The sequence below is a fragment of the Tabrizicola sp. T46 genome, assembly GCF_057219895.1.
On record NZ_JBXVVV010000001.1, the window covers coordinates 486,823 to 500,944 of the forward strand.

Here is a 14,122-nt window from a genome sequence, read left to right on the forward strand (position 1 = left end):
CAGGGATGGTCCCGCGGCAGCGCCGCCTCGGGGGGCTCGATGCCCCCCAAGGCGGCACCCCTTCCGAAAATCCCCCTTCCCTTCCAGCATTTCCGCCGTATAGTCCGGCCCCATGACCAAGGGACCTCACATCCGCGCTGCCGACCGGGCCATCCGCCCGGCGCTGCCCCTTGGACTTCTCCTTCTTAGCCGCCTCTGAGCGTGCCCCCGGGCGCGACCGCTCAGAGGTGACCAGCGCCCAGGGCTTGAAGGCTAAGAGAAAAGGACCACTGACATGACCCAGCAAGACCGAGTGGTTATCTTCGACACCACGCTGCGCGACGGCGAACAATCCCCGGGCGCGACCATGACCCATGAGGAAAAGCTCGAGATCGCCTCGCTCCTCGACGAGATGGGCGTCGACATCATCGAGGCGGGCTTTCCGATCGCCAGCGAAGGCGACTTCGCCGCCGTCAGCGAGATCGCGAAACGGGCGAAGACGAGCACCATCTGCGGCCTCGCCCGCGCGAACTTCAAGGACATCGACCGCTGCTGGGAGGCGGTGAAACACGCCAGGTCCCCCCGCATCCACACTTTCATCGGCACCTCGCCGTTGCATCGCGCCATCCCGAACCTCGACATGGACCAGATGGCGGACCGGATCCACGAGACGGTGACCCACGCGCGGAACCTCTGCGACAACGTCCAGTGGTCGCCGATGGATGCGACGCGGACCGAGCCTGACTACCTCTGCCGTGTCGTTGAAATCGCGATCAAGGCCGGGGCGACGACGATCAACATCCCCGACACCGTCGGCTACACCTACCCGATGGAGTCGGCGAAGATCATCAGGATGCTCCTCGAACGCGTCCCGGGGGCCGACCAGATCATCTTCGCCACCCACTGCCACAATGATCTGGGCATGGCGACGGCAAACGCGCTGGCGGCGGTGGAGGCAGGTGCCCGGCAGATCGAATGCACGATCAACGGCCTGGGCGAACGCGCGGGCAACACCGCCCTCGAAGAGGTCGTGATGGCGATGCGGGTCCGCAACGACATCCTGCCGTTCCAGACGGGCATCGACACGACGAAGATCATGAACCTCTCGCGTCGGGTTTCCCAGGTCTCGGGCTTCCCGGTTCAGTTCAACAAGGCCATCGTCGGCAAGAACGCCTTCCTGCATGAATCAGGCATCCATCAGGACGGTGTCCTGAAGAACGTCCAGACCTTCGAGATCATGCGGCCCGAGGACATTGGCCTGTCGCAGGCCAACATCGCCATGGGTAAGCATTCGGGCCGCGCCGCCCTGCGCGCGAAGCTGAAAGAACTGGGCTTCGACCTTGCCGACAACCAGCTGAACGACGTCTTCGTCCGGTTCAAGGCGCTCGCCGACCGGAAGAAGGAGGTCTATGACGACGACCTGATCGCTTTGGTCAGCGATGAGCAGACGAACGACGCCTATGAATACCTTCAGCTGAAGAAGCTGCGCGTGGTCTGTGGTACCGAAGGGCCGCAAGAGGCCGAGATGGTGCTGTCGATCGACGGGGTCGACCACCACATTGACGCGACCGGGGACGGGCCGGTGGATGCGGCTTTCATGTGCGTGAAGATGCTCTTCCCGCACAAGGCGCGGCTGCAGGTCTACCAGGTGCATGCCGTGACCGCAGGCACCGACGCCCAGGCTACGGTTTCCGTTCGGCTAGAGGAGGAGGGGCGGATCGTCACCGGTTCCAGCGCCGATACCGACACCATCGTCGCCTCGACCCGGGCCTATATCAACGCGCTCAACCGCCTCATCATCCGCCGGCAGAAGACCGCGCCGGGTGAGGATGTAAAGACGGTAAGCTATCACGCCGAGTAATGGGACAGGCCCAAGAATTTTCGTCGAAAACTCTTAGGCTTGACCACCTCTCAGGGACTGGTCTCACCCGCCCTTCATCTCCTGCAGGGTGTTTCCCCCATCCACCACCAGCATCGCGCCGGTGACGTAGGACGCTTCCCGGGAGGCGAGGAAGAGGGCACAGGCCGCCACCTCGTCCGGCGTGCCGGGCCGGCCGGCGGGGGTGCGTGTGCCGGCGGCGAGCTCGTCCGCCGAGGAGCTTTCGGTTTCGATCCAACCGGGGAGGACCGCGTTGCAGGTGATGCCGTGGCGGCCGTATTCCAGCGCGATCGACCGGGTCATGCCGGTGATCGCGGCTTTGGCGGTAGCATAGGCGGAACTGCCGTCGATGGTCACCACCGGGCCGGTGACCGAACTGATGTTGACGATCCGACCGTATCCTTGCGCCACCATCCCCGGCAGCGCAGCGCGGCAGCAGTGGAAGGTCGTGTTGATGTTCAGCGCCATGTGATGCGCCCAATCGGCATCCGACCAGCCGGCCAGCTGCTGGCGGGCGACGTCTTTGCCAGTCTGGACCATGCCGGCGTTGTTCACCAGGACCGAGACCGGACCAAGCTTTGCGGCGACGGCAGCGAAGAGGTCTTTCACCTGTGCCGGGTCGGTCAGGTCGGCGATGTGGGACATGCAGCCAAGCGCGGCCGCGCGATCGTGGATGCGCGGCGAGGTGGCGGTGACGCAGACCTTTGCGCCCCCCGAAACGAGCGCCCGGGCGATGGCGAAACCGATTCCCCCCGGCGCCCCGGCCCCCGTCACCAGTGCGATCTGCCCCGAAACGCCTGCCATCTTCCGCCCCTCCGCAACGTCACAAGATCAACCATACCAGGGTGCAGGATCAACCGCAGGTTCGTTTAGGTCAATTACAATGCTGGAACAGAGACCATTCCGGGTCAGAAAGCCGGATTTCTGCAAGTGCACGATTGTGTAAGCGGGGGATCGCGCGCTGTGCTACAAGACCTTTCGCTCACTTGCGCAGGTTCTTATATGGGGGCGCCCGCCTCAGACCCTGAGTCGCCGGGACAACAGCTATTGCACTTGGGGACACCGTTAATGTCGTTCTTTCCCGGCCTCTTCTCGTCAGACATGGCGATCGACCTCGGCACGGCGAACACGCTTGTGTACATCCGCGGCAAGGGCATCGTCCTGAACGAGCCCTCGGTCGTCGCCTATCACAACAAGGACGGCAAGAAGGTCGTGCTCGCGGTGGGCGAGGATGCGAAGCTGATGCTGGGGCGCACGCCCGGCACGATCGAGGCGATCCGCCCGATGCGTGACGGCGTGATCGCCGACTTCGAGGCGGCGGAAGAGATGATCAAGCACTTCATCCGCAAGGTGCACAAGCGCTCGACCATCAGTAAGCCGAAGATCATCGTCTGCGTGCCCCACGGCGCGACGCCGGTGGAAAAGCGGGCGATCCGGCAGTCCGTGCTGTCGGCGGGGGCCAAGCGGGCCGGGCTGATCGCCGAACCCATCGCGGCCGCCATCGGGGCGGGGATGCCGATCACGGAACCCACGGGCAACATGGTGGTCGACATCGGCGGAGGCACGACCGAGGTTGCAGTCCTGTCCTTGGGCGATATCGTCTACGCCCGGTCGGTCCGCGTCGGCGGTGACCGGATGGACGAGGCGATCGTGAGCTACCTTCGCCGCCACCAGAACCTGCTGATCGGGGAATCGACGGCCGAGCGGATCAAGACCTCGATCGGCACGGCGCGGATGCCCGACGACGGGCGGGGGGCCAGCATGACGATCCGGGGCCGCGACCTTCTGAACGGGGTTCCGAAGGAAACCGAGATCAACCAGGCGCAGGTTGCCGAGGCGCTGGCCGAGCCCGTGCAGCAGATCTGCGACGCGGTGATGCAGGCGCTTGAAGCGACGCCGCCGGACCTAGCCGCCGACATCGTCGACCGTGGCGTGATGCTGACCGGCGGGGGCGCGCTTCTGGGCGAGCTGGACCTGAGCCTTCGCGAGCAGACCGGGCTTTCGATCTCTGTGGCCAACGAGTCACTGAATTGTGTTGCCCTGGGCACCGGGAAAGCGCTGGAATACGAAAAGCAGCTTCGGCATGTGATCGACTACGATACCTGACGCCGGCCTGCCGGCTGAGAGGGCAACCCCGTGGCCAAGACCCGCATAGGACCGGAAGAATTCTCGCGCCCGCTTCGCCGCCTTCTGGTGGGGATCGCGGTCCTGGTGCTTCTTGGCCTCTTCCTTCTCTGGCGGATCGACAGCCCCCGTGTCGAGCGCTTTCGCGCGGCCCTGATCGATGCGGTGGTGCCGAACCTTGACTGGGCGATGCGGCCGGTGACGGCGGCGGCGGGGATGCTGGACGATTTCCAGTCCTATACCCGGATCTACGAACAGAACCAGGAGCTTAAGCGCGAGCTTCAGCAGATGAAGGCCTGGAAGGAAGCCGCCCTTCAGCTGGAACAGAAGAACGCGCGGCTTCTGGACCTGAACAAGGTGCGGCTGGACCCGAAGCTGACCTTCGTGACCGGCGTGGTGATGGCCGACAGCGGCAGCCCGTTCCGCCAGTCGGTCCTTCTGAACGTCGGCGCGCGGGACGGAATCCGCGACGGCTGGGCGACGATGGACGGGATCGGCCTGGTGGGCCGGATTTCGGGCGTGGGAGAACGGACCGCCCGGGTGATCCTGGTGACCGACTCGAACAGCCGGATCCCGGTGACGATCCAGCCATCGGGGCAGAAGGCCCTACTCAGCGGCGACAACTCACCCCTGCCACCGCTGGAGTTCATCGAGGACACGGACGACGTGCGCCCGGGCGACCGCGTGGTCACCTCGGGCGACGGCGGGGTCTTTCCGGCCGGGCTTCTGGTCGGCCAGGTGGCGCTAGGGACGGACCGGCGGCTGCGCGTGGTCCTGGCGGCAGATTACCGGCGGCTGGAATTCCTCCGCGTCCTCCGCAGCCACGAGCTTGAGCCGATCAAGGATCCCGGCAGCCTGATCGCGCCGCCCGTCTTCCTGCCAAGACCCGATACCTCGGCAGCCACGCTGGAAGAAGCCGCCGGCGCGCCCCCCACCGAAACCGAAGGCGGCGATGTCGAGGCTGCCGGCTCGGGCACCGCGGAAGGGGCAGTCGAGGAAGCCGGCGATGGTTGAGTTCTGGCGTCAGGCCCATTGGGTGTTCCGCGGGCTTTTCCTCGCGCTTGCCCTTTTCCTTCTGTTCGTCCGGCTCTTGCCACTGGAGGCGTCACCCGGGGCGCTGCCGGGGCCCGACCTTCTTCTCTGCCTCATCCTTGCCTGGGTCATCCGGCGGCCGGACTTCCTGCCGATGCCGCTGATTCTGCTGGTCATCCTGATCGAGGACCTGATCCTGATGCGCCCGCCGGGCCTTTGGACGGCAATCGTCGTCCTTGCGACCGAATTCCTGCGCGGTCGCGTCGCCCTGACCCGTGAACTGAACTTTCTGGTGGAATGGATGCTGATTTCCGGTGTCATGCTTGGCATGATGCTGGCCTATCGCCTTGTCCTGGGGCTTGCCTTCGTGCCGCAGCCGGCTTTCGGCTTTGCGGCCGTTCAGGTCCTGTGGTCGATTGCGCTTTATCCTCTTGTCGTCGGCCTGTCGCGACTGGTCCTTGACCTCCGCAAGCCGGCGACCGGCGAGATCGACAGCTTCGGGAGACGCCTGTGAAACGGACCGCCCGTGACACCGAAGAGACCAACCGCACGCTGACCCGGCGCACCCTGCTGCTGGGCGGGGCGATGGGGGCCATGGTCGCCGCCCTGGGCATCCGCATGCGCTATCTCCAGGTCGACCAGGCCGACCAGTTCAAGCTTCTGGCCGAAGAGAACCGGATCAACATCCGCCTCATCCCGCCCGAACGCGGGCTGATCCAGGACCGCAACGGGCGGATCATTGCCGGGAACGAACAGAATTACCGCGTCATCATCACCCGTGAAGCGGCGGGCGACGCCGAACTGGTGTTGCGTCGGCTGGCCGGGATCATCCCGATCACTCCCGAAGAGCTTGAGGCGACGATCGAGGAGGTCAACGCGCTGCGCGCCTTCGTTCCTGTCACCGTGGCCGAACGGCTGAGCTGGGACGACTTCTCCAAGGTCGCGCTCAACGCCCCCGCCCTGCCGGGCGTCCTGCCCGAGGTCGGCCTGTCGCGGATTTATCCTCTGGATCAGGACTTTGCCCATGTCGTGGGCTATGTCGGCCCGGTCAGCGACAAGGACCTGGAAGGCCTTGAAGAGCCAGACCCGCTTTTGCGTATTCCCAAGTTCCAGATCGGCAAGATAGGCGTCGAGAAGTGGAAGGAAGACACGCTGCGTGGCAGCGCCGGCACCAAGCGGATCGAGGTGAACTCGGCCGGGCGGGTGATGCGTGAACTGGAGCGGCAGGAGGGCACCCCCGGCACTGACATCCGCCTGACGATCGACGCCGATGTGCAGAACTTCGCCCAGGCAAGGCTCGGCACCGAAAGCGCCGCCGCCGTGGTCATAGACGTCACGAACGGAGACCTCGTCTGCATCGCCTCGTCTCCGTCCTTCGACCCTAACCTCTTTGTCCGCGGCATCAGCCACGCCGACTACAACGCGCTGATGGAAAACGACCACCGACCGCTGGCCAACAAGACGGTGTCCGGTGCCTATCCTCCGGGATCGACCTTCAAGATGGTCACCGCGCTGGCGGCACTTGAGGCCGGGGTGGCCACGCCCGGCACGCGGGTCAGCTGCCCCGGATTCATCGAATTCGGCGGACGCCGGTTCCACTGCTGGAAGCGGTCCGGCCACGGCACGGTCAACCTGGAACGCAGCCTCGTCGAAAGCTGCGACGTCTATTACTACGACATCGCCCAGAAGGTCGGGATCGACAAGATCGCCGAGATGGGCCGCCGTCTGGGCCTGGGCCAGGCCTTCGACATCCCGATGTCGGCGATCACCGAAGGCATCATGCCCGACAAGGCCTGGAAGCTGGAACGCCACAAGGCCGACTGGCGGATCGGCGACACGATCAACGCCTCGATCGGTCAGGGGTATGTGCTCAGCTCGCCCCTGCAGCTTGCGGTGATGACTGCACGGCTGGCGACGGGACGCGCGGTCGTCCCGCGCCTGGTCCATATGGTCAACGATCAGGAGATGCCGGTCGCCGAGGCCCCGCCTCTCGGCCTCGCGCCGGATAACCTCGCCGCCGTGCAAGAGGCGATGCATGGCGTGGTGAACGGCGAGCGCGGCACCGCCAAATCCAGCCGGATTGTCGAGCCGACGATGGTGATGGCCGGCAAGACCGGCACCAGCCAGGTCAGGAACATCAGCGCTGCCGAGCGCGCAGCGGGCGTGATTGCGAACGAGGATCTGCCGTGGCATCGCCGGGACCATGCCCTGTTCGTCGGTTATGCTCCCTACGACGCGCCGCGCTATGCCATTGCCGTCGTGGTGGAACACGGTGGTGGCGGGTCGACCGCCGCGGCCCCGATCGCGCGCGACATCATCCTGCGCGCGATGTCGGACGGGATGCCCTCGCTTGAGGCCTACCCCTCCAGCCAGCGGGGCCGGATCGAGACCATGCTGAAGGAACTGCCCCTGCGCGATCCGGTCACCGGGCTGGTGCCCGTCAAGACCGAAACCTGACGGGGCGGTTGGATGAGCTTTCTTGAATACCGCGTCAAGCAGGCCCCGACCGGGCTTCGCAAGGTCCTTTACCTGAACTGGCCGCTGGTTGTGCTGGTGATCGCCGTCGCCTCGGTCGGGTTCCTGATGCTTTACTCCATCGCCGGCGGCAACATCGACACCTGGGCCCGTCCGCAGATGGAACGCTTCGCGGTTGGCCTGGTGCTGATGTTCATCGTCGCCATGGTCCCGATCTGGTTCTGGCGGAACATGGCGGGGGTTGCCTACCTCGTCTCGTTCATCCTCCTCCTCTTCGTTGAATTCTTCGGCGAGGTCGGCATGGGCGCCCAGCGCTGGATCGATCTTGGCTTCATCCGGTTGCAGCCGTCCGAGATGATGAAGTTCACGCTCGTCATGATGCTTGCTGCCTATTACGACTGGCTGGACCATCGCCGCATCTCGCGCCCGCTTTATGTCCTGATCCCGGTGCTGCTGATCGTCTTGCCCACGGTGCTGGTCCTGATGCAGCCGAACCTTGGCACATCGCTGATGCTACTTCTGGCCGGGGCGGCGGTGATGTTCGCCGCAGGGGTCAGCCTTTGGTATTTCGCCGCGGTCTTGGTCCTTGGGGTCGGGGCCGTGGCGGGGGTGTTCCTGACGCGCGGCACGCCATGGCAGTTCCTGCACGATTACCAGTACACCCGGATCGACACCTTCCTGAACCCCGGGGCCGATCCCCTGGGCGCGGGCTACAACATCATCCAGGCGCAGATTGCGCTCGGGTCCGGCGGGTGGAGCGGGAAGGGCTTCATGCAGGGCACCCAGTCGCGGCTGAACTTCCTGCCGGAAAAGCATACCGACTTCATCTTCACCACGCTGGCCGAGGAATTCGGCTTTGTCGGTGCCTTCTCGCTTCTGGGGCTTTATGCGTTGATCATCGGCTTCTGCCTTTTCGCGGCCTTCCAGAACCGCGACCGGTTCTCGGCGCTTCTGATCATCGGGGTGGCGGCCAACTTCTTCTTCTACATCGCGGTGAACCTGTCGATGGTCATGGGCATGGCCCCGGTCGTGGGCGTGCCGCTGCCGCTTCTCAGCTACGGGGGGTCGGCGATGATGGTGCTGCTGGTGGGCTTTGGTCTTGTCCAAAGCGCCCATGTCCACCGGCCAAGGTGACGCAATGACCACCATTCTGTTCGCCGTCCCAAGCCTTTGGTCCGAGTATGAGAACGAGCTTCCGAAGGCCCTGGCAGAAGCTGGGATTGCCGCGCAGGTGGTGACCGAGGCCGCAGCCGAGACGGTGGATTACATCATCTATGCCCCGTCCTCGCCTCTGCAGGATTTCGCCCCCTTCACTCGGGCTAAGGCGGTCCTCAGCCTTTGGGCGGGGGTGGAGCGGATCGTCGGCAATGCCACCCTGACCCAACCCCTCTGCCGGATGGTCGACCCGGCGATGAGCGAGGGGATGACCGAATGGGTCGTGGGCCACAGCTTGCGCCATCACCTCGGGATGGACCGGCACATCGTGAACCCGGGCCGGGTCTGGGACCCGACCTGCCCGCCCCTGGCGCGCGAACGCCCGGTCACGGTGCTGGGCACGGGAGAGCTTGGCACCGCCGCAGCAACCGCCCTCCGGGCGCTGAACTTCCCGGTGACCGCATGGGGCCGGACGGCAAAGCCCGGCTGCCTGCATGGCGAAGACGGGCTGCGGCAGGCGCTGTCTACGGCAGCGATTCTGGTGACGCTGCTGCCGAAGACGCCCGAGACCGAGAACCTTCTGAACGCCGAACGGCTGGGATGGCTGCCGCAGGGCGCGGTGATCCTGAACCCCGGTCGCGGTGCCCTGATCGACGATGATGCGCTTCTGGCTGCGCTCGATGCCGGGCACATCGGCCACGCCACGCTGGATGTGTTCCGGGCGGAACCGCTGCCGCAGGATCATCCCTACTGGACGCATCCCCGCGTCACGGTCACCCCCCACATCGCCGCCGATACCCGCACCGCCAGCGCAGCCCGCGTCCTGGCCGAAAACATCCGGCGGGGCGAAGCGGGTGAGCCCTTCCTGCATCTCGTCGACCGCACGCGCGGCTACTGACCCCGCTAGTTCCGGCTTGGGACAGCGCCGCTCGGCACAGGCAGGGAGCGATGTCATCTGCAAGCAAGATGCCGTCCCGGCCCCTGCGAGGTCGTGAACGGAACAGCCGCCTTGCTGCGCCCGTGTCAGCCTTCCGGGAAAGGGGGCATCGCATGCGGTACGGAACAGGCGTGGCACTGTGCCTTGCGGCGGGTGCCATCTGGTCGCTGATGGGTCTTGGCCTGAGGCAGATCGAGGCTGCCTCGGTCTGGCAGATCCTGTTCTGGCGCTCGGTCGGCATGATCCCGGTTCTCCTCGGCTTCATGTGGTGGACGTCGCGGGGTCGGCCACTGGCCGCCCTGCGGGCTGTGGGCGGAGCCGGCATCGCGGGGGGCCTTGGGTTGGTCCTCGCCTTTTCGGGCGCGATCTATGCCTTCCAGACGACCACCGTCGCCAATGCCGTCCTCCTTTTCGCGGCCTCCCCTTTCGTCGCCGCCGTCCTTGGCTGGCTTCTGTTGCGTGAGCCGGTCCATTCCCGCACCTGGATTGCCATCGCCATCGCTGTCCTTGGCATGTATCTGATGGTCGCCGATGGGCTTGAGTCCGGCGCCATCGCGGGGAACCTTGCCGCGCTGGCCTCGGCCGCGGGTTTCGGCGCCTTCTCGGTTGCGCTGCGCTGGGGGCGCGTGGGGGACATGATGCCGGTGGCCTTCCTGGGCAGCGTCTTCTCCACCCTTTTTGCGGGCGCGGTTCTTCTGGCGCGGAGCGAACCGATCCTGGCCCTGCCGCAGGACATGGCCGTTGCCTTCACCGTCGGGTTCTTCGTCGTCGCCCTTGGGATGGTCCTTTTCACGCTCGGCAGTCGAGTGGTCCCGGCGGCGGAACTGACGCTCCTGTCCCTGATCGAGGTCCTGCTGGGACCGATCTGGGTCTGGCTCGCGCTTGGTGAAACCGCAAGCCGCGCCACCCTGATCGGTGGTGCAGTGCTCCTGACCGGCGTCGTCCTGAACGCCGCAATGGGCCTGCGTGCGCCGCGTGGGGAAAGGGGTGAAGCGGCAACCGTTGGGGGGGTTGCGCAAACCCGCCGACCTGTGAATGATTGATCAAATTCGCGGGCAAACCGCGATCCCGGGGAGAATGATCAGATGCGGTCCGAGCCGCAGGATAGCCAAGGCGGCCCATGCTGGCCCCGCAAGCCTGAATTCGGCGGAGCGTCGGGGTTGCATCCCCTTCGATCCCGGGGCCGAGGCCCCATTCCGACCGACATTCAGGAAAGAGACACCACATGCCGGGCAATCTGACACTTGAAGACTTGAAGAAGGCCGTGAAGGCCAAGGAAATCGACACCGTCCTCGTCGCCGGCGTCGACATGCAGGGCCGCCTGATGGGCAAACGCTTCCACGCCCAGTTCTTCGTCGACGGCGGCTGGGAGGAGACCCATTGCTGCAACTACCTTCTTGCCGTCGACATGGAGATGACGACCGTTCAGGGCTACAAGTCCTCGAACTGGCAGACCGGCTATGGCGACTACGTGATGAAGCCCGACATGGCCACCTTGCGCCTTGTCCCATGGCTGCCGGGTACGGCGATGGTCCTTTGCGATCTTCTCGACCACCATCACCACCCCGTCGCCCATTCCCCGCGCCAGATCCTGAAGGCGCAGGTCGAACGTGCCCGCGCCATGGGCTTTCAGCCGATGATGGCGACGGAACTCGAATTCTACCTCTTCGAGAACTCCTACGAATCCCTGCGGGACACGAACTTCACCGGCCTGAAGGCGATCAGCGCCTACAACGAGGATTACCACATCTTCCAGACCACCAAGGAAGAAGACGTGATGCGCGCCATCCGCAATGGACTTTACGGCGCGGGTATCCCGATCGAGAACTCGAAAGGTGAGGCGGACTCGGGGCAGGAGGAAGTGAACTACCGCTACTCCGACGCGCTCGATACGGCGGACAACCACACGATCATCAAGAACGGCATCAAGGAAATCGCCTGGACCAAGGGCCGCTCGGTCACCTTCATGGCGAAGTACGACCACCGCAAGGCAGGGTCGTCCTCGCATTGCCACCAGTCCTTGTGGACTCTGGACGGCAAGCCCGCCTTTGCTGATCCGAAGGGGCCGCATGGCATGTCGGCGCTGATGCAGCACTACGTCGCCGGCCAGCTGGCCTATGCGCGCGAGATGACCGTGTTCCTTGCGCCCTACGTCAACAGCTACAAGCGCTTTACCGTGGGGATGTTCGCGCCCACGAAGGCGGTCTGGTCCGCCGACAACCGCACCGCCGGCTTCCGCGTTTGTGGCGAGGGGACGAAGGCGATCCGTGTCGAATGCCGGATTCCGGGGTCGGACGTGAACCCCTACCTCACCTGCGCCGCCCTTCTGGCCGCCGGTCTGGCCGGGATCGAGCAGAAGCTGGAACTGGAACCCGAGATGAAGGGCGACATGTATTCCGCCGGAGGGGTGCGCGAGATCCCGCACAACCTGCGCGAGGCGGCGGATTTGCTGAACGGCTCGAAGATGTTCCGCGAAGCCTTCGGCGATGACGTGATCGACCACTACCACCACGCCGCCCAGTGGGAGATTTCCGAGACCGACCGCGTTGTCACCGATTTCGAGATCCAGCGGCTCTTGGAACGCGCGTAAGGGGGACACGATGGAAAGGTGGGCAGGCGGATGTCAGTGCGGGGCGGTGCGCTATGCGTTCACCACCCGGCCAGACAACGCCTGTCTGTGCCATTGCCGTATGTGCCAGAAACAGGTCGGCGGACCCTTCGCCGCCTGGGCTGGCGGGCACAGCAACCACTTCCACCTGACGCGGGGCACACTGGCGCATTTCCAAAGCTCCGCAGACGCGCTGCGCGGCTTCTGCCGGGACTGCGGCACACCCCTGACCTACGAGGCGCTGTCGCGTCCGCGGATCGAGGTTACCATCGGCTCACTCGACCGCCATGCCGAGCTTAGGCCCGAGCACAATGTCGGGACCGAGGCGATGGAGCATTGGCTGACCGGAATCGTGACGCTCCCCTCGACCCGGACAGGAGAGGGCGATAATGGCGTGGGCGACACAGTGGAGCGGTTCGACTTGATCCGGCAAAGCAGCCGTCAGCATCCAGACCACGATACCTCGGTCTGGCCGCCGACCTGACACGCGGGCCGGGGAGACCCTAGCCCGAAAGACAATCGTCGGGGCAACCCCGACCCACGAGGACTGACATGAAACCGATCCAGCTCATCTCTCCCGTCGACGGCCGCGTCTATGCCGAACGGATGCCCCTGACTGCGGCAGAAGCCGATGCCGTCGTCGCCCGCGCGAAGGCCGCACAGAAACCTTGGGCCGCCCGCCCGCTGGAAGACCGCATCGCGCTGGTCAAGGCCGGTGTCGCGAAGCTGAACACCATGTCCGAGGTGGTGGTCGAGGAAATCGCCTGGCAGATGGGCCGCCCGACCCGCTATGGCGGTGAATTCGGCGGGGTGAACGCGCGCACGGACTATATGGCATCGATCGCCGCCAAGACCCTCGCGCCCGAGATGATCGAGGATTCGGACAAGTTTCGCCGTTACCTCGCCCGCGAACCGGTCGGCGTCGTCTTCATCATCGCGCCGTGGAACTACCCCTACCTGACCACGATCAACACACTCGTCCCGGCCCTTATCGCCGGGAACACGGTTGTTCTGAAGCACGCCTCGCAGACCCTCCTTGTAGGCGAGCGTTTGGCCGAGGCCTTCCACGCCGCCGGCGTGCCGGAGGACGTGTTCCAGAACGTGGTCCTTGACCACGCCACCACCGAGTCCCTCATCAAGGCGCGCAGCTTCGGTTTCGTCAACTTCACCGGCTCGGTCGGCGGCGGGCAGGCCATCGAACGCGCGGCGGCGGGGACCTTCACGCCGCTGGGGCTGGAGCTTGGCGGCAAGGACCCCGGCTATGTTCGGGCCGATGCGAACCTTGACCTCGCCGTCGACGTGCTGATGGACGGCGCGATGTACAATGCCGGCCAGTGCTGCTGCGGGATCGAGCGGATCTATGTGCACGAAAGCCTCTTCGACAGCTTCGTCGAGAAATCCGTCGCCTGGGTCGGCCAGCTGAAACTGGGCAACCCCTTCGACGCCTCGACCACTCTCGGCCCGATGGCGCACAAGCGTTTTGCCCAGACGGTGCGCGACCAGACGGCGGAGGCCATCGCCAAGGGCGCGAAGCCGCTCCTCGACCCGAAGAAATTCGCCGATGACGGCGGGGCCTATCTCGCGCCGCAGATCCTCATCAACGTGGACCACTCCATGCGCGTCATGAAGGAAGAAAGCTTCGGCCCCGTCGTGGGCATCATGCCGGTGAAGAACGATGCCGAGGCCATCGCGCTGATGAACGACTCGCCCTACGGCCTGACCGCCAGCATCTGGACCGAGGACTACGACACCGCTGCCGCACTGGGCGCACAGGTGGAAACCGGGACCGTGTTCATGAACCGGGCCGACTACCTTGACCCCGCGCTGACCTGGACTGGGGTCAAGGACACCGGGCGGGGCACCTCGCTGAGCTATCTCGGGTTCCATTCGGTGACCCGGCCGAAATCCTATCACCTCAAGAAAGTCTGAGACC

General features: G+C 65.2%; 12 protein-coding genes. 11 read left to right on the forward strand and 1 reads right to left on the reverse strand.

The window, feature by feature from the left end; translation table 11 throughout:
* The first annotated feature begins 274 nt into the window (after window positions 1-274).
* A complete protein-coding gene (locus AC2D9V_RS02540) occupies window positions 275-1,840 on the forward strand; it encodes a 2-isopropylmalate synthase (protein ID WP_484712461.1) in 1,566 nt (521 codons plus the stop codon).
* A 63-nt stretch (window positions 1,841-1,903) separates the two neighbouring features.
* On the opposite strand, the gene AC2D9V_RS02545 is transcribed toward AC2D9V_RS02540, so the two are convergent.
* Complete coding sequence (locus AC2D9V_RS02545; protein WP_484712462.1) at window positions 1,904-2,662, reverse strand: SDR family NAD(P)-dependent oxidoreductase; 759 nt, start codon at window positions 2,660-2,662, stop codon at window positions 1,904-1,906.
* 264 nt (window positions 2,663-2,926) lie between these two features.
* On the opposite strand from AC2D9V_RS02545, the gene AC2D9V_RS02550 reads away from it, so the two are divergent.
* From AC2D9V_RS02550 to AC2D9V_RS02595, 10 genes are all read left to right on the forward strand, one after another.
* On the forward strand, window positions 2,927-3,964 hold the full coding sequence (locus AC2D9V_RS02550; RefSeq protein ID WP_484712463.1) for a rod shape-determining protein: 1,038 nt from the start codon (window positions 2,927-2,929) through the stop codon (window positions 3,962-3,964).
* 30 nt (window positions 3,965-3,994) lie between these two features.
* On the forward strand, window positions 3,995-4,996 hold the full coding sequence (mreC, locus tag AC2D9V_RS02555) for a rod shape-determining protein MreC (RefSeq protein ID WP_484712464.1): 1,002 nt from the start codon (window positions 3,995-3,997) through the stop codon (window positions 4,994-4,996).
* Entirely contained in the window at window positions 4,989-5,528 is a 540-nt protein-coding gene (locus tag AC2D9V_RS02560; protein WP_484712465.1) for a rod shape-determining protein MreD, read from the forward strand. Before mreC ends, AC2D9V_RS02560 begins: the two co-directional genes overlap by 8 nt.
* Window positions 5,525-7,471 carry a penicillin-binding protein 2 gene (gene mrdA / locus AC2D9V_RS02565; RefSeq protein WP_484712466.1) on the forward strand — a complete coding sequence of 649 codons (1,947 nt, stop codon included), beginning with the start codon at window positions 5,525-5,527 and terminating at the stop codon, window positions 7,469-7,471. Before AC2D9V_RS02560 ends, mrdA begins: the two co-directional genes overlap by 4 nt.
* A 12-nt stretch (window positions 7,472-7,483) precedes the next feature.
* Window positions 7,484-8,623, forward strand: coding sequence for a rod shape-determining protein RodA (gene rodA / locus AC2D9V_RS02570; protein ID WP_484712467.1), 1,140 nt, complete (start codon window positions 7,484-7,486; stop codon window positions 8,621-8,623).
* A 4-nt stretch (window positions 8,624-8,627) separates the two neighbouring features.
* Window positions 8,628-9,542, forward strand: a complete 915-nt coding sequence (locus AC2D9V_RS02575) for an NAD(P)-dependent oxidoreductase (RefSeq protein ID WP_484712468.1) — start codon at window positions 8,628-8,630, stop codon at window positions 9,540-9,542.
* Between the two features lie 152 nt (window positions 9,543-9,694).
* On the forward strand, window positions 9,695-10,624 hold the full coding sequence (locus tag AC2D9V_RS02580; protein ID WP_484712469.1) for a DMT family transporter: 930 nt from the start codon (window positions 9,695-9,697) through the stop codon (window positions 10,622-10,624).
* Window positions 10,625-10,806: 182 nt separating this feature from the next.
* Window positions 10,807-12,171, forward strand: a complete 1,365-nt coding sequence (locus AC2D9V_RS02585; RefSeq protein WP_484712470.1) for a glutamine synthetase family protein — start codon at window positions 10,807-10,809, stop codon at window positions 12,169-12,171.
* 10 nt (window positions 12,172-12,181) lie between these two features.
* A complete protein-coding gene (locus AC2D9V_RS02590; protein WP_484712471.1) occupies window positions 12,182-12,673 on the forward strand; it encodes a GFA family protein in 492 nt (163 codons plus the stop codon).
* Window positions 12,674-12,741: 68 nt separating this feature from the next.
* Window positions 12,742-14,118 carry an aldehyde dehydrogenase family protein gene (locus AC2D9V_RS02595; RefSeq protein WP_484712472.1) on the forward strand — a complete coding sequence of 459 codons (1,377 nt, stop codon included), beginning with the start codon at window positions 12,742-12,744 and terminating at the stop codon, window positions 14,116-14,118.
* The last annotated feature ends 4 nt before the right edge of the window (window positions 14,119-14,122 follow it).

Bases quoted from the DNA above. Each gene is read 5' to 3' on its own strand.
- AC2D9V_RS02540 (WP_484712461.1), top strand. From the start codon at position 275: ATGACCCAGCAAGACCGAGTGGTTATCTTCGACACCACGCTGCGCGAC.
- AC2D9V_RS02545 (WP_484712462.1), bottom strand. From the start codon at position 2,662: ATGGCAGGCGTTTCGGGGCAGATCGCACTGGTGACGGGGGCCGGGGCG.
- AC2D9V_RS02550 (WP_484712463.1), top strand. From the start codon at position 2,927: ATGTCGTTCTTTCCCGGCCTCTTCTCGTCAGACATGGCGATCGACCTC.
- AC2D9V_RS02560 (WP_484712465.1), top strand. From the start codon at position 4,989: ATGGTTGAGTTCTGGCGTCAGGCCCATTGGGTGTTCCGCGGGCTTTTC.
- rodA (WP_484712467.1), top strand. From the start codon at position 7,484: ATGAGCTTTCTTGAATACCGCGTCAAGCAGGCCCCGACCGGGCTTCGC.
- AC2D9V_RS02575 (WP_484712468.1), top strand. From the start codon at position 8,628: ATGACCACCATTCTGTTCGCCGTCCCAAGCCTTTGGTCCGAGTATGAG.
- AC2D9V_RS02580 (WP_484712469.1), top strand. From the start codon at position 9,695: ATGCGGTACGGAACAGGCGTGGCACTGTGCCTTGCGGCGGGTGCCATC.
- AC2D9V_RS02585 (WP_484712470.1), top strand. From the start codon at position 10,807: ATGCCGGGCAATCTGACACTTGAAGACTTGAAGAAGGCCGTGAAGGCC.
- AC2D9V_RS02590 (WP_484712471.1), top strand. From the start codon at position 12,182: ATGGAAAGGTGGGCAGGCGGATGTCAGTGCGGGGCGGTGCGCTATGCG.
- AC2D9V_RS02595 (WP_484712472.1), top strand. From the start codon at position 12,742: ATGAAACCGATCCAGCTCATCTCTCCCGTCGACGGCCGCGTCTATGCC.